We start from the raw sequence: 14,456 nt of genomic DNA on the forward strand, positions 1-14,456 counted from the left end.
CCGAATCAAAAACGGTCGCAGATTATAAATGACAAACGGGCTTTTAACAAAACTTAAGCAGTGTTTCGTCGATTAATTTTGGTGTAGCGCCAATAAAATCGCTTTCTTTCAATTGCGAAAGAAGCGCAATCCCCTCTTGTTGCTGTGCAACAGAAAGCGGCACATAAGGTAATCTAAATACGGGCTTTACCGCTGCGGTCATGATTAAAGCGGAATTAATCGCGATTGGATTTGGCTCGCAGAATAACCACTTCATTAGTGGAAGCAAAGATTTGTTAAGCGCGTCATTCGGTGCGTCCATTAATTGCCGGAATAACCCTGGTACCAAATTTGACGTCACAGAGATAACACCGTGGGACTGGCTTTTATGGCGGCTATCATGAGCCTCATCATCATTCCCAGACCAACAAGCAATCCCCATTGCTTCATAATGAGCGATACGAGCATCACCGGCACACTCTTTCATGCCAACGAAGTGCTTGTGATTTGCAAGCGGTTCAATAATGTCGGGGGTAAGATCTTGCCCCGTTCTACCCGGCACGTTGTAGATAAAGGCCGGACCGATTTCTAACACCTCGTTTAAATGCGCTTTCACGCCTGTAATCGATGTTTTGCCGTAATAAGGGTTAATTTGAAGCGCGCAGTGCATGCCTGAAGCAAAGCCATATTCAGTTGCTTTTTTTGCTTCTCTGGTGTTGTTGCTTCCTGTATTACCAACAATTAATAATCTATCACCAAACTTATTCGCTGAGTGAGCAATCAGCATCAAGTGCTCCTCCCAGTTCATTAGTTGACCTTCACCAGTCGTACCCGCAACTACGATACCGTCTACACCGTTCGTAATTTGGGCTTCCACCAATTTATCAAAGGTATCTAAATCTATTTCGCCCGCCATGGTATAAGGCGTTTTAATTGCTGTGATTAAGCTCGATTTTTTTATTGATTGGATATGATACATGGTTTTTCTATTACTCATTCTGTTAACCGCCATTTTTACCATAAATACGACGGAGATCCGACCCATAAAATCATGGAAATCAATTAAAACTGATTAATTTTGCCTTTGCACACTTGTTATTTGCGTAAAGATCCATCAGAATTACATCCACTGTATATCCATCCAGTTAACTTTATGGGATTGTCACATTTTTTAAATACGCACTTTTATACCACTGCTGAGCTGAGCAGTAGCTTAAAAATTACCGAAGACCGACTGGCCGAATGGCAAAGTCTGAGTCTTTTTCCTAACCCAAGCTACAGCATTCAGAACCAAATAAAGTGTAGTTCTTACTTCGGACTTTATGAATGCGAAGAGTACACCGACTTTTACGCTCGCGGCTTATTAAATTGGGGTCAATTGATACAAAAACACAAAATAGATCAATCGAGTAATGCCTTTGAACTTTTTAGACAAAAATATTGTGACGCATTGGGTAGATGTGTAGAAAAAGGCTTTTATACTGAAGATCCGTCGTTTAGTGATGATTTAGTTGAACATGTTCAGCAGGTGTGGCAACAGTTTTTGTGTGGTAAATACGGCGTTATCAGCCAAAATGGGCTCATTGAAGAAGCGCTGTATATTGATTTAGGCCGTGCCATTATTGACGACATTACAGAAGCCAGAACAGCTAGTAATATTGCAGCTGAGCAACGAGAACAAGTGCACAATGCAATGAAATTACTCAACAAAGCGTTAGCAGCAAACACTCAAGCTGAGCAAACTGAGTCGCTACGGTCAAAGTACATTGATCAGTTAATCCGTAAGTATGATTTGTCTATAAAGTAGCGTAAATTTAATATCATACTTAACTGACTTCTCTGAGCGTCAAAAGAGGGGCTTCGTCTTGCTAGCAAAAATTAAATACTTCTTGGAACAAATCAGATACCAATTTGTACTTCTTCGGGTACAAGACACTTTATCGCCTAACTCCTTCTATGGGCGGTTGCAACCTACAGACTGCTGCTAGCTTCAAGCGAATAAAACCGTGATTGTCTAAAGCTCTGATGAATTGTTGATAACAGCACGAATAGATGTGCTGTTTCTGGAGCTTGAAGCCTTGTCGATAGCACTTTTCTTAAACACTAATCCTTGGTATTGGTCGTTTGTAATTACAGCGAGAGAAGCTGTGGCTATATTTGCTGCTCAATATGCGCACGAATAATCTCAAACGCTTTTAATACTTTCAATTGATCTTCACATAAACTGTCATACCAAGCATCAAACAATTCATCTTCTTGCTCGCTAAGTGTCTGATACTGCGCTAATAGCGTCACAATATCGCTGTGTGTACAAGACAAAGAATCCAGCTCTTGCTGTAGTGCAGAATCATCGCTGCTTTGCAGTTTAGCTAAAATTGAGTTATCTAATTCAGCTTGTTTATCCATAATGAATGCTCTTTTATCTGTATTTATATCGGTCAACAACGATGCTCTGTTGCAAACCATTGTACTAGGTTTTAGTTATTTATGAGGCTACTGCTTTATACCACGCACGATGTACGTAATACGAGTTACATTCTTCCACCAACAAGTCGGGAGGATAAAGTCCACTCCTAGCTTCGGTAAAAGCTTTTGACTAATAATAATGTCGTTATGCAAACTGCCCTTACATTTATATGGCTTCGAATCAAATTACCGTAAAAACAGGTATGAACAATATACCTGCACTACGCTAATTTTTTGATACGCATATCATAATGATCTGTTATGCAGCATTAGTTATATCAGGCAATTTTGAGGAAAGTAACCCCCTTTTTTTTAACTGCTCAAGATACGTTCAGTTTCATGTTGATGGCGACGATAAAACAACCATTATGCTGTAAATATCATCTCATCAAAATTTAGTTGTTGAGAATAGTTTTTATTTAATTTATATTTGATATAGTATAACAACACATAAATGTAGGAATCGTTGTAATGAAACCAAATATTCACCCTGACTATCAACTTGTTGCTTTTCATGACACATCTGTAGACAAATACTTTATCGTGGGATCCACTATTAAAACTGACCGAACGATTGAGTTAGATGGTAATACTTATCCCTATTTTCCGATCGATGTGTCTAGCGCTTCTCACCCTTTCTATACAGGTAAGCAAAAACTTGTTGCAAGTGATGGCCGCGTTGCGCAATTTAATCGTCGCTTTAAAAATTTAGCGTCTAAAAAAGGATAAAAATCATGAAAGTCTTAAGCTCACTTAAAAGCGCTAAAAATAGGCCTGGATGTCAAGTTGTGAAAAGAAGAGGCAGAGTGTATGTGATCTGTAAAACTAACCCTAGATTTAAGGCGGTACAGGGTAAAAAGAAAAAGCGCTAAATGTATAAACAAGTGCCAATCAACATCGCTGATCGGCACTTGATTAGAATAGACTTTACTATCACTTGTTTCCAAATAACAGTTCCCAAAAGCTTGGTGGCTCATGGAGCTCGTGATATTTCTTCCTCAACTTATCGACTTCCAGTAATTTTTGACGTGCAGCATCAAGTTCGCCTGACTCAAGTCGCTGCTCAACTAACGCCACAGTTTCTAATACTTGCTCAAGACCGGTTAATGATTCTGAAGCTACCGTTTTCTTAAAATTAAACGCTTTGCTTTCACGTACAAGTAGCTTAAATTCATCTAGATGTACCTGCATTTGTTGTTTTGTTTCAGACTGCACTGCTAATTTGTATATATGTCCCATCTTTTTCATTGTTTTATTCAGGTCACTTTGCTCGTTTGCGATGACAGAAGTAGAAACAAAAAATATGATAGCGTAAATTACTTTTATCATGAGGGTCTCCCTATTAGATTTGCCGCTTAGTATAAAGCAAATGCAATCAGAGCTACATTTATTGTTGATAACCTAAGTACCTTCGTAAACAGCTGGCTTAAAACAACTAGTACCCGACCCTCCTTTATTAAGCCACATGATGTGCGTGACAATGACAGTCACTAAAGCGCATTTATGAGCTATAATTTGTAAAGCAACGGTTCTTTTGACTTATCAATACAATTTCGCAGCTATGGCTTATGTTCAAAAAACTCGTACTTTTCATCCTGCTCTTAATTACCTCAAAGATAGCTTTAGCTGCACCACGATTCAGTGTTACGTTTGTGAATCCAGGCTTTGCCAACGAAAACCCCACAGGAGACTTCTGGCGTAATGTAAGCAGGATTATGCAAGCAAGCGCCAATAACCTAAATATCGAGTTAAAAATTAGCTATGCTGAGCGCAATCATATTTTAATGAAGCAACTGATAAGCCAAGCATTATCCAATCAGCCAGACTACCTTATTGTCGTAGATGAGAAATCCAGCGTTATTCCTTATTTATTATCAATACCAGCCTCAAACGTAAAAATCATATTTTTGCTAAACGGCCCGTCAAAAGAAGCAGAACTCGCGCTAGCCAATGCAGGACATCAAATTATTGGCACTATTGAACCTAATAATTTCCAAGCCGGGTTTAAGTTAATGCACCAACTTGCGAGAAAATCAATGAAGTCCACCGCCCCATCTAAACACCTGTTAGCACTGCTAGGTGATGTCGCAACTGCAGCTGCATTGGATAGACAGAAGGGCATGCTAGCCTACCTTGAACATAATAAAGAGATTGAGTTAATCGCTGAAGAAAACAGTCAGTGGTCACAACAAGAAGCGTACAGAATAACAGCAGCATGGTTACGTCGAGATCCATCAATTACAACAATATGGGCTGCCAATGATCCAATAGCCATTGGCGCCTTAAAAGCTGCAAATGAACTGCAGCGAAAAGTAGTCGTAGGTGGTATTAATTGGGATAAGAATATTGCCCCGCAACTTGACGTTTCTATAGGTGGTCATGTTCTTCTTGGGGCTTACACACTTACTAGGCTTGCCCACTACCATCAATTCCAAAACTACATTGGACATTTAAAAGTATCAATTTTCGAACAACTAGACACGTCAAACTTACTTCTTTTTAACGCGATCCATGGAAACTTTATTGGACAGCTGGTATTTTCACGTTACATTAATGAGCCAGAGCAATTTACAATACGGGAAATAAACAACTCAATAAAGCAAAAAAAACAACAATAAGCCACCCATATATTTATACTTTTAAAATTATCAATTCAAATACAGAAATTAAAAACTATAAATAATGCAATTTGGAAACTAATGGCACCTTCCAATTGACAGCGATGTCAACACCTGTTTTAGTTACAAAAGTAAACAACATGTAAAACAGGTGAACTTATGAAAAACAGTAAAAAAGCAACAAAATTTATCAAGCTTTCGGCGTTAAGCGTATGTGTTTGCGCGAGCCTCTCATCAGTAGCGCAGGCGGACACTCAGCGTGTTATCGTGACATTAAAAGATAACGCCACAACTAACGTATTACCGCTACAGCTAAACGATCTTGAAGCCGCGCATTTGAAGTCTCAGATCCTTTCGGAGGCGGCATACACAACATTAGGTACAACGGCTTTGGGCACACTTCCGAGTGTCAATGCGTATGTTGCAGAGGTATCTCCGGCACAAATGCAACAACTGCAGGAAGATAAGAATATTGCTCAAGTTGAGATTGACCCAAAGCGTTACTTGCCGGCGATAGAGCCTACTGCAATTGACTTGCTAGCAGAAGCCACTCCATATGGGATTAGAATGGTACAGGCTGATCAGGTTTCAGATAGTTACAGCAGTAATCGCAAGGTTTGTATCATGGATACAGGCTACACGCTAGGTCATCAAGACTTACCTAGTACTGGGATCACCGGTAATGATGGCTATGGTAATTACGATACAGGTTTATGGAGTAATGACGGCAACGGACATGGCACTCACGTAGCTGGTACAATAGCAGCGCTTGGTGGTAATGGAACAGGTGTGGTTGGTGTAAACCCATCAGGTCAATTAGGTCTGCATATTGTTAAAGTATTTAACGACCAAGGCCGTTGGGCATATGGCTCTAATCTTATTAAAGCGATTGAGCAGTGTGAGCAAGCAGGCGCTAACGTAACCAGCATGAGCTTAGGAGGCAGTGGCAGCTCTACGGCGGAACGAAATGCCTTTGAACAAAGTTATCAACGTGGCATGCTACATATTGCCGCAGCAGGTAACGGCGGTAACAGCTCGCTAAGCTATCCGGCATCTTATGATGCAGTTGTGTCAGTTGCTGCGGTAGATAGCTCAGAATCTAAAGCTTCATTCTCACAGTACAACAGCCAGGTTGAAATTGCAGGGCCTGGTGTTGGTGTTAACTCTACATGGAATAACGGTGCTTACAGAAGCATTAGTGGTACATCGATGGCAACACCTCACGTTTCCGGCGTTGCAGCATTGGTTTGGAGTCAATTCCCGCAATGTACAGCCAAGCAAATCCGAAATGTGTTAAATGCAACGGCAAAAGATAAAGGTCAAGCTGGACGTGATACGTCTTATGGTCACGGTATTGTCCAAGCGAAAGCTGCTGTAGATTATTTAACTGCGAATGGCTGTGATACCTCAGGCGCTGTAAATGCGAACTTTAGCGTTGCTGTAGATGGTATGACCGCTACATTCAGTAACCAATCGACGTCTGGTCGCTACCAGTGGCAATTTGGTGATGGTGCAACGAGCTCGCAAACAAACCCATCACATACCTATGCTTCAGCTGGTACTTATCAAGTGACATTAACTGTAACTGCTGCAAACAATAAAACAGCATCAAAAACAGTTTCCGTTACAGTAGATGGCGCACCTACGGGATGTAAAGGTATCCAAGAATGGAATGCGACAAAGCGCTACTATAAAGGTGACCGAGTATCATTCAAAGGCTTCGAGTACAAAGCGACATACTGGTCACAAGGTGCAAGCCCTGAAATCTACTCAAATGTTTGGACAAAGGTGGCACAGTGTAAATAACAACTTGATGAGTAGTGGTGTTTAAGCACCACTACTCATTGCTAACAAAACACTGGCAATCAAGATAACTAATATCATCCACCACTCTCTTATTGATAGCTGTTCTTTAAAACACCACATGCCGAGCAAACTCGCACTGACGATACCAATGGCTCTTTTCAGCCCCTCCACCATCCCAGGCTGTAGCCCACTTAATGCTTGCATCTGGGCAATAACAGCAATGGCAAACACAAGCGTCGACAACCCCCAAAGCCCAGCATGCTTTGTTAGCTCTTGAAATGAATACCTCGGGCGTAGAAAGATGAAGTTAACCATAAGCACCATTAGGGTAATAAACGTGGCATGAAAAGAAAGCGAACTGTACTGTAATGCTTGCTTGTCAAAAACAATACATAACCCCCAACAAAATGATGTGATAGTTACTTGTTTTGCACCAGGCTCTTGAAAGATAAATTTGCCACCTTGCAATATGAAAGACGCACTCACAATCACCGTTAGAAGAAGTGACTGATGTAAGGTTAATAATTCCCCCAGTAATAGCCAAGCAAAAATGCCAGCAACAGCAGGAGTAACCGATAACAGAGGTAAGATCAATGCCATCCTGCCCAGTGCCAACGCTTGAATAAAGCTGACGCTACCAATAGCTGCAAGTACTCCGCTAATTAGCGCAGGTTTAAAATATTTCCAATCAGGTAGCTGCTTATCAACGAAACACCAATAACCAAGGTAGACTGGTAGCACAAGCAGACTCAACATCACTGACATCTGTGCCGCGCTATAATAGCTCGCTAGCCTTTTTCTTAAAAAATCAAAAATAGCCCAGTGTAAAGCGCTTAGTAGGGCAACCGCCATTTACCGCCCTTGTTGTAAAGCAATTTGAGTTTGAAACTTCATGTATTTATTAATTTTAAAGTGATCAGGCTTCCAGCCTAACAAAAACCGATAGAAGTCAGCCCACACAACCGGCCACAGCGCTTCCCACTCGCTAAGTAGCTGTGCTACGTCTATTGAGGCTGCTTTGCCTAACAGCTCGACCCGTAAGGTATCTAAGTACAACTTAAGGTAGTCATCCGCATAAAGTAGTTGTGCTTGCTCATCTAAAACCGAGGTAATGAACAGCATTAAATCTGAAACTCCAATGCCTTTGCCCACGTATTGGAAATCAAATCCCAGCGCTTGCTCTCCATTAAATGCAAAATTAGCTAATTTTGCATCTCCGTGGATCCATGTGTGCCAGTAGCTATTTTTTATTTTATGGTGCAATAAACTGGCGGCTTGCTTTACTTCACCATCAGCCATTCTTTTAAATTCATCAGGACGAGTTTCTAGGTGCCAGTAATTTCCTTGCTCCCAAACATGCTCTGCGGGGCTTTGTAAAAAGTGAGCATGAAACTTGGCAAGCCAGCCAATCACAGCCATTATTTGTGCTTCAGATGGTTTATCAACTTGCACAAAACCCTGACTAGAGAAGTCCCTAAATACAATGTAATCCATACCATTAGCTCCACCTTCCCCTAAATAACTCGCGGTATTACAAGGCGGTATAAGCTCGCAAGCATGGTATTTATAAAAGTGCCTTTCTACTTGGTATGAGTGTGCTTTTCTCTTTAAGGCCACGGCTGACTGTGAAATGCGTGAGTGTGTTACCTGCTTAGGCACTTTGGTTCTTTTTATCGCTAATTTACCAACGTCATGGTTGATAAACAGCATATCACCACAACCGCTCCAAAGTTGCTGATTTCTTTTTAATGAGATGGGCACAGAAATTACATCATTAGGAATAATTATTTTCACTGAGTTATACCCTTTTTGTTATTTAACTTGAAATGTAATTAATCAATCTCTCTGATTAATTATTCGCCCAAGTTATTCAAACACAACACCAAAGCCTGCTCGTTTGATAAGCCCTGAGCGTCAAAATCAACAACACTCGGTCACCTAATATAAACAAGCTATTGTCCCGTGAGACTCTTAGTATAGCTGCTGTTATTATCTTTACCCAACATGAAAAAGCCCTTAACCAATCGGCTAAGGGCTTTTAAGTTTACCAACAAGTGAATGGCTAACTTATTCGTTTACCGCTTGCTTGACAGCTTCTTTTGCGGTTTCCTCATTAAGTAAGTTTAAATCAAAGTCAAACTCATCTACGCGAATGGCTTTTTCACGCTTACGATTGTAGTCAACTAATTTTGCGTATTCTTCTTCATTGATAAGATTTGCAACTAGTGCATTATCAAGAGTTTGCTCAAAACGAACACCAGGTTGAATTTCACGTCGACGAACGGCTTTTTTCACCTTAGCAAGTAAATCTAAACAGCCCATTTTAGCTTTATATGCCTGCTCATTAATATCGTGTCCGTCACCTGCTGTAGGCTTAACAAGGTGGGTTAATTGAGCCTTAAATGGTGTATCCATTTGTGCAGCAGCGGCAAGCTCGCGCACCATGTTATCATTTATTTTCGGCATCTGTTTTCCACTAAACTGCATCGTGATTACACGCATGAATTTACGAGTACCGCTCGCAGGGAAGTTGTCCAAGAACTTATGCAGTGCTTCTTCTGCGCTAGTTAACGCGTATCTTGTTGCGTAGTGGAAATAAGGAGCCGCCTGCTCACGCTCAGATACCGCAACTTTCTGCTCATAGTATTTAATGGACGCCATTGCTGCATATAGGTAACTCATAACATCGCCTAGTCGGGCGGAGAGCATCTCTGCTTGCTTCAATTTACCGCCCAACACAAGTAATGAAAAGTCAGCATATACGGCAAGTTTAGCAGCAAGCCTATGTGCCGCTTTTTCATACTCTCGAACTTCTGGCAGTGATGACTTAGCATCAGCAGTAAATGGCATCACACCGTACTTGAATGCGCGTAAGCTGTTTGCAACGCTGTAGCTTACCGTTTTGGTCAGAATACCTCTGAACTTACTGTCAGCATTTTTTTCTTCGCTGTGGATTGACTCTACCATTGATTGCAAGTAAGGGTGACAACGCATTACACCTTGACCAAAAATCATCAGGTTACGAGTCAAAATATTTGCCCCTTCCACCGTGATCGCTATTGGCTGAGCAACATAACCGCTTGCAAGTGTATTTTGCGGACCGTTTTGGATTGCCTTACCAGCAAGAATATCCATCGCTGAGTCAAGCACGTCACGACCAGTTTCCGTCATGTGATATTTAGCGATAGCCGTCACTACTGATGGCTTAAGACCCATCCCCAAACCTTCAGTAGTTAGTACTCGCATTGCTTCTTGCAAATATGCTTTGCCTGCGATATCCGCCAACTTTTCCTGAATACCTTCAAACTGACCAATAGACAGGCCAAATTGCTCACGGACAGCCGCGTATTCAGATGCCGACTTTAGTGCCACTTGGCTTGTCGATACGCCAAGCGCAGGTAATGAAATACCACGACCGGCACCTAAGCAACTGACCAGCATTTGCCAGCCACGACCAATATTCTTTTTGCCGCCGATAATAAAGTCCATAGGAATAAAGACTTTTTCACCACGGGTTGTACCGTTATAAAAGCGAATTCCCATTGGGTCATGACGATTACCAAGTTGCACACCCGGGTGATCATGCGGTATTAACGCACAGGTAATGCCAAGTTCTTTTTTACCGCCAAGCAAACCTTCTGGATCAAGTACTTTGAATGCTAGACCAAGAACGGTTGCGATTGGCGCAAGAGTAATGTAGCGTTTATCCCAAGTTATTTCGAGACCTAGAACTTCTTCACCATTGTGCACACCTTTTGTAACAATGCCTTGATCCGGAATGCCACCGGCGTCAGAACCCGCTTCTGGACTTGTTAATGCGAAACACGGAATATCACGGCCATTGGCTAGACGAGGAAGGTAGTGCGCCTGCTGTTCTTTAGTACCGTAGTGGAGCAACAACTCGCCAGGACCCAGCGAGTTTGGAACCATAACGGTTACCGCTACAGCTGAAGACTTGGTAGCAATCGTGCCAACAATCGTTGAGTTGGCGTAAGGGCTAAACTCTAGACCACCGTACTCTTTTGGAATGATTAGTGAAAAAAATCTTTCTTTTTTCAAAAATTCAAGCACATGCTCTGGCAAGTGTTTGCCATTTTGAATTTCTGAGTCATCTATCATACCCATGAGTTCTTTCACAGGACCATCTAAAAACGCTTGTTCTTCAGTGCTTAGCTTGGCTTCTGGCACAGCGCGTAGTGCTGCAAAATCAGGTTTACCTTGATAAATCGATCCTTCTAACCAAACATCACCGGCATCTAATGCTTCTTGTTCTGTGATAGAAATGCTTGGGAGGATCTTTCTTAAATTCGTTCTTAAGCTCATAATTAACTCATCCGACCAGATAAATATACTTACATTACGGCATAAAAATGCGTTTAGATCAATTACTCTACCTCTCTTTTTAACGCTTTTTTTACTGAGTTATCTAGCGATTAATATAAATGACTGCAAAATTAATAGCTTACACGTGTAAGTTGAAAGTAATATTTTGCAGAGCGATGACAAAAATATGCTTAAAAAAGGGAAGCTCTCCGTTGTGACATAAGAGAAGCTGAGATAGATGTTAGCTTACGCCCAAAATGAAGACGGCTTGATATCATGAAGTAGCAAGACATGCTGTTCAGTATGGCGCTATTTTTTGGCTATAACTTACAATGCACAACAACGTCTTGGTACTAATAAATGAAGCGTTTTAGCTCCTTAAAAGTAATGGCTTATCACATCAATACAAATAATATTTCGTCAAAAACAGCTACAATAGAGCACCTTATTCATCCGGTATAATAGTCTTTTGGGCGTCATCGTAGCGCACCAAAGCTATAACCTAAGGTAGGTGTAGTCGGCGATTTTTGCTTGATCCCAAGCTTCAGTTACCTTCATTATGAAATAAACGTTTCTTAGCCACACTGATAACTAAACGCTGTGCAAAGTTGTGACGCTAAAAACATGCTATTTTTGCTTTGCAAATAGCTTTTATATCTGTCGGCGAAATGGCCACTTCCACTCCACGTTTCCCTGCACTCACATACACTTGCTCAAATGACAAAGCACTTTCGTGGAGTAATGTAGGCAGTTGTTTTTTCTGGGCAAATGGGCTAATCCCGCCGACCAAATAACCGGTAACTTTTTGTGCATACAGCTGTTCAGCAAGCTGCGCTTTTTTACCTTCACATGCCTTTGCAAATGCTTTCAGATCCACCTGTTTAGTTGCTGGTGATACCGCTACATATAGTTGCCCATCAACCTCTATTAATAATGTTTTGAATACTTTTTCTCTATCTAAGTTAAGCTTTGTTGCAGCCTCATTTGCAAAGTCATTGTCGTTAGGATCATGCTCAAATTGCAGTATTTTAAATTCAACGTTAGTCTTTTTGAGTAAGTTAATCGCTGGAGTCATCAAGCTTCCTTTTACACTTCTGTTACTATTGCGCAAGTATTCTGATATTAATGCGCTTTCTCTTTAAGATGTCAATCTTGTCTATACTGATAAATACCAAACAAGCAAGTCTAGATTTCAGGTGAGGATCTTAGCTCTGCTTATTTTTTAAGTTTGTTTTTGTAGCAGTTTGGTTATACCCATTTGCTTAATTAAGTGATCTATTTTGAGGCGAGAAAGTCTTGTCGATAACAAGGCAAAAATTTTGCTATTTAGTTGTTCTAAATAAGAAATTTTTAATGCTGTTAGCGTCAGGTTTACTCCTTCAAATTGAGCAAGTATTAAGTCAAATTGGTATTAGTACTGATATGAGGCAGCCGCTACGCACCATAGTTACTCAATGTGAGTCAGGCGATAAAGGCCCTGTGCACCTGCAAAGCCACCCTAGCCTGTATTCTTGTATGGCAACATAGTAGTAATGTGGATCAAGCGCTTCTCTTTGAGTCCACCTAAGTGATTTTGTACATTGTTGCTCAACTTCTGCTTAGATTACTGGCGGCAAGTAGAGTGTTGCGACCAAAATACACTAAGGAGAATAAAAACCAAACGGCGAAGGACAAGCACCTCCTGTTATTTCGGTGGAAGGTAATGAAAATATTGATAGTTAAATATCTGTTTTGCCTTGTCGGGTTCTTCTTATTGGTATTAGTTTTATGTCAAGAGTATGAACATTGGAAAACCATGCAGCTATGCAGTAATAAGTGTGCCCATCTCACAGCGACGAAAAATATTCGCGTGCACGCCAAGATCAGTGGTGCTGTTTGTTATTGCGGAAAAGCACCAACGCACATCTTGATTGTTGAATCGTAATATTCTTTCCAATCAACAATGCCCACATTATTTGCGGGCATTATAAGTAAGCTAGCTACCAAACGTACATTTAATGCTGTTAGGACAAAAGTCCACGACTAGAGCAGCATTGATTATCCGAAATTCAAGCTACTTAGTTAAGTCGTCAAAGAACTTTTTAACGCCGTCAAAAAAGCCTTGCGCTTTAGGGCGGTTTTTACCATTATTTTCGCCCATAGAGTCTTCAAATTCTTGAAGAAGCGCTTTTTGACGCTCGTTTAAGTTTACTGGCGTCTCCAGTACGACTTTACAAATTAAGTCACCTACCGCACCACTGCGCACAGACTTCACACCTTTACCGCGCATACGGAACATTTTACCAGTTTGGCTTTCTGATGGAATTTTCAGTTTTGCACGACCATCTAGCGTCGGGACTTCAATTTCGCCACCAAGTGCTGCTGTTGTAAAGCTAATAGGCACTTCACAGTATAAGTTATTGCCATCGCGTACAAAGATAGGGTGTTCTTTTACACTCACCTGTACATATAAATCACCGGCTGGAGCACCATGTGCACCGGCTTCCCCTTCACCGGATAAACGTACTCTGTCACCCGTATCAACCCCAGCAGGGATCTTAACATTCAGTGTCTTCGTTTTTTCTACACGCCCTTGTCCATGACAGCTGTTACATGGGTCTGAAATTATCTGACCTGTGCCCTGACAAGTTGGACAAGTTTGCTGTACAGCAAAAAAGCCTTGGCGCATTTGAACTTGGCCTGCACCATGACAAGTTGTACAAGTTTTAGGCTTCGAGCCAGCTTTTGCACCACTGCCATCGCATGGTTTACAGCTCACCCAAGTTGGAACTTGAATATCAACCTGCTTACCACGTACCGCTTCTTCAAGACTTAACTCAAGGTTATATCTTAAATCAGCACCACGTTGTTGTCTTGATTGACGACGGCCACCGCCACCACCAAAGATATCACCGAATACGTCCCCGAAAATATCGCCGAAGTCGCCAGCACCGCCAAATCCACCATGACCAGCACCACCGCCTTGTTCGAAAGCTGCATGGCCGTATTGATCATACATCTGGCGTTTTTGACTATCAGTCAATATCTCGTAAGCTTCTTTTACTTCTTTAAATTTCGCTTCGAGTTCAGCGTTACCAGCAGTACGGTCAGGGTGATACTTCATTGCAAGACGTTTATACGCCTTTTTAATGTCACGTTCACTGGCGTCTCTTGCAACACCTAATACTTCATAATAGTCAGGTTTAGACATTTTTATCACACTACTCTTTCTTGGCAACTTATGTCGTTGCAGACTCTATTGAGCCCTGTCGCTTGCAAATAATT

General features: G+C 41.3%; 15 protein-coding genes. 7 read left to right on the plus strand and 8 right to left on the minus strand.

Features of this window, described 5'->3' with window-relative positions:
• Positions 1–43: 43 nt before the first annotated feature.
• Entirely contained in the window at positions 44–958 is a 915-nt protein-coding gene (locus J8Z24_RS17265; protein WP_128732325.1) for a 4-hydroxy-tetrahydrodipicolinate synthase, read from the minus strand.
• Positions 959–1,132: 174 nt separating this feature from the next.
• On the opposite strand from J8Z24_RS17265, the gene J8Z24_RS17270 reads away from it, so the two are divergent.
• Positions 1,133–1,786: a DUF6058 family natural product biosynthesis protein gene (locus J8Z24_RS17270; RefSeq protein WP_125253507.1), complete on the plus strand. Its 654-nt coding sequence runs from the start codon at positions 1,133–1,135 to the stop codon at positions 1,784–1,786.
• A 344-nt stretch (positions 1,787–2,130) separates the two neighbouring features.
• On the opposite strand, the gene J8Z24_RS17275 is transcribed toward J8Z24_RS17270, so the two are convergent.
• Positions 2,131–2,385 carry a hypothetical protein gene (locus tag J8Z24_RS17275; protein WP_125253497.1) on the minus strand — a complete coding sequence of 85 codons (255 nt, stop codon included), beginning with the start codon at positions 2,383–2,385 and terminating at the stop codon, positions 2,131–2,133.
• A 531-nt stretch (positions 2,386–2,916) separates the two neighbouring features.
• Between J8Z24_RS17275 and J8Z24_RS17280 the strand changes: the two genes are divergently transcribed.
• Together J8Z24_RS17280 and ykgO are read left to right on the plus strand one after the other, a co-directional pair.
• Entirely contained in the window at positions 2,917–3,174 is a 258-nt protein-coding gene (locus J8Z24_RS17280) for a type B 50S ribosomal protein L31 (protein WP_125253496.1), read from the plus strand.
• A 5-nt stretch (positions 3,175–3,179) separates the two neighbouring features.
• Positions 3,180–3,317: a type B 50S ribosomal protein L36 gene (gene ykgO, locus J8Z24_RS17285; protein ID WP_080672543.1), complete on the plus strand. Its 138-nt coding sequence runs from the start codon at positions 3,180–3,182 to the stop codon at positions 3,315–3,317.
• Between the two features lie 61 nt (positions 3,318–3,378).
• Here the strand turns inward: ykgO and J8Z24_RS17290 are convergent, their stop codons facing one another.
• Positions 3,379–3,774, minus strand: coding sequence for a cytochrome b562 (locus J8Z24_RS17290; protein WP_252095842.1), 396 nt, complete (start codon positions 3,772–3,774; stop codon positions 3,379–3,381).
• 239 nt (positions 3,775–4,013) lie between these two features.
• Between J8Z24_RS17290 and J8Z24_RS17295 the strand changes: the two genes are divergently transcribed.
• A complete protein-coding gene (locus J8Z24_RS17295; RefSeq protein WP_252095843.1) occupies positions 4,014–5,063 on the plus strand; it encodes an ABC transporter substrate-binding protein in 1,050 nt (349 codons plus the stop codon).
• A gap of 159 nt (positions 5,064–5,222) precedes the next feature.
• A complete protein-coding gene (locus J8Z24_RS17300) occupies positions 5,223–6,869 on the plus strand; it encodes a S8 family serine peptidase (protein WP_252095844.1) in 1,647 nt (548 codons plus the stop codon).
• A gap of 21 nt (positions 6,870–6,890) precedes the next feature.
• Here the strand turns inward: J8Z24_RS17300 and J8Z24_RS17305 are convergent, their stop codons facing one another.
• The 4 genes from J8Z24_RS17305 to ybaK all read right to left on the minus strand — a co-directional run bounded on the left by J8Z24_RS17305 (position 6,891) and on the right by ybaK (position 12,267).
• Positions 6,891–7,721 carry an EamA family transporter gene (locus J8Z24_RS17305; RefSeq protein WP_252095845.1) on the minus strand — a complete coding sequence of 277 codons (831 nt, stop codon included), beginning with the start codon at positions 7,719–7,721 and terminating at the stop codon, positions 6,891–6,893.
• Complete coding sequence (locus tag J8Z24_RS17310) at positions 7,722–8,663, minus strand: phosphotransferase (protein ID WP_176033368.1); 942 nt, start codon at positions 8,661–8,663, stop codon at positions 7,722–7,724.
• A 273-nt stretch (positions 8,664–8,936) separates the two neighbouring features.
• On the minus strand, positions 8,937–11,192 hold the full coding sequence (locus tag J8Z24_RS17315) for an acyl-CoA dehydrogenase (protein WP_176033367.1): 2,256 nt from the start codon (positions 11,190–11,192) through the stop codon (positions 8,937–8,939).
• Positions 11,193–11,808: 616 nt separating this feature from the next.
• Positions 11,809–12,267 carry a Cys-tRNA(Pro) deacylase gene (gene ybaK, locus J8Z24_RS17320; protein ID WP_125253489.1) on the minus strand — a complete coding sequence of 153 codons (459 nt, stop codon included), beginning with the start codon at positions 12,265–12,267 and terminating at the stop codon, positions 11,809–11,811.
• Between the two features lie 278 nt (positions 12,268–12,545).
• Here ybaK and J8Z24_RS17325 point away from each other — a divergent pair, with 278 nt between their 5' ends.
• Positions 12,546–12,719, plus strand: a complete 174-nt coding sequence (locus tag J8Z24_RS17325) for a hypothetical protein (RefSeq protein WP_176033366.1) — start codon at positions 12,546–12,548, stop codon at positions 12,717–12,719.
• Between the two features lie 175 nt (positions 12,720–12,894).
• Positions 12,895–13,116, plus strand: a complete 222-nt coding sequence (locus tag J8Z24_RS17330; protein WP_176033365.1) for a hypothetical protein — start codon at positions 12,895–12,897, stop codon at positions 13,114–13,116.
• A gap of 129 nt (positions 13,117–13,245) precedes the next feature.
• Here J8Z24_RS17330 and dnaJ read toward each other — a convergent pair whose 3' ends face one another.
• Entirely contained in the window at positions 13,246–14,382 is a 1,137-nt protein-coding gene (dnaJ, locus tag J8Z24_RS17335) for a molecular chaperone DnaJ (RefSeq protein WP_125253487.1), read from the minus strand.
• Between the last annotated feature and the right edge of the window lie 74 nt (positions 14,383–14,456).

It is taken from the genome of Pseudoalteromonas sp. SCSIO 43201 (assembly GCF_023716725.1).
In the GTDB taxonomy this organism is placed as follows: domain Bacteria; phylum Pseudomonadota; class Gammaproteobacteria; order Enterobacterales; family Alteromonadaceae; genus Pseudoalteromonas; species Pseudoalteromonas peptidolytica.

What these genes read in the sequence shown, in the direction of transcription:
- J8Z24_RS17265 (WP_128732325.1), bottom strand. Translation starts at nt 958, where the DNA reads ATGTATCATATCCAATCAATAAAAAAATCGAGCTTAATCACAGCAATT.
- J8Z24_RS17270 (WP_125253507.1), top strand. Translation starts at nt 1,133, where the DNA reads ATGGGATTGTCACATTTTTTAAATACGCACTTTTATACCACTGCTGAG.
- J8Z24_RS17275 (WP_125253497.1), bottom strand. Translation starts at nt 2,385, where the DNA reads ATGGATAAACAAGCTGAATTAGATAACTCAATTTTAGCTAAACTGCAA.
- J8Z24_RS17280 (WP_125253496.1), top strand. Translation starts at nt 2,917, where the DNA reads ATGAAACCAAATATTCACCCTGACTATCAACTTGTTGCTTTTCATGAC.
- ykgO (WP_080672543.1), top strand. Translation starts at nt 3,180, where the DNA reads ATGAAAGTCTTAAGCTCACTTAAAAGCGCTAAAAATAGGCCTGGATGT.
- J8Z24_RS17290 (WP_252095842.1), bottom strand. Translation starts at nt 3,774, where the DNA reads ATGATAAAAGTAATTTACGCTATCATATTTTTTGTTTCTACTTCTGTC.
- J8Z24_RS17295 (WP_252095843.1), top strand. Translation starts at nt 4,014, where the DNA reads ATGTTCAAAAAACTCGTACTTTTCATCCTGCTCTTAATTACCTCAAAG.
- J8Z24_RS17300 (WP_252095844.1), top strand. Translation starts at nt 5,223, where the DNA reads ATGAAAAACAGTAAAAAAGCAACAAAATTTATCAAGCTTTCGGCGTTA.
- J8Z24_RS17305 (WP_252095845.1), bottom strand. Translation starts at nt 7,721, where the DNA reads ATGGCGGTTGCCCTACTAAGCGCTTTACACTGGGCTATTTTTGATTTT.
- J8Z24_RS17315 (WP_176033367.1), bottom strand. Translation starts at nt 11,192, where the DNA reads ATGAGCTTAAGAACGAATTTAAGAAAGATCCTCCCAAGCATTTCTATC.
- ybaK (WP_125253489.1), bottom strand. Translation starts at nt 12,267, where the DNA reads ATGACTCCAGCGATTAACTTACTCAAAAAGACTAACGTTGAATTTAAA.
- J8Z24_RS17325 (WP_176033366.1), top strand. Translation starts at nt 12,546, where the DNA reads ATGCTGTTAGCGTCAGGTTTACTCCTTCAAATTGAGCAAGTATTAAGT.
- J8Z24_RS17330 (WP_176033365.1), top strand. Translation starts at nt 12,895, where the DNA reads ATGAAAATATTGATAGTTAAATATCTGTTTTGCCTTGTCGGGTTCTTC.
- dnaJ (WP_125253487.1), bottom strand. Translation starts at nt 14,382, where the DNA reads ATGTCTAAACCTGACTATTATGAAGTATTAGGTGTTGCAAGAGACGCC.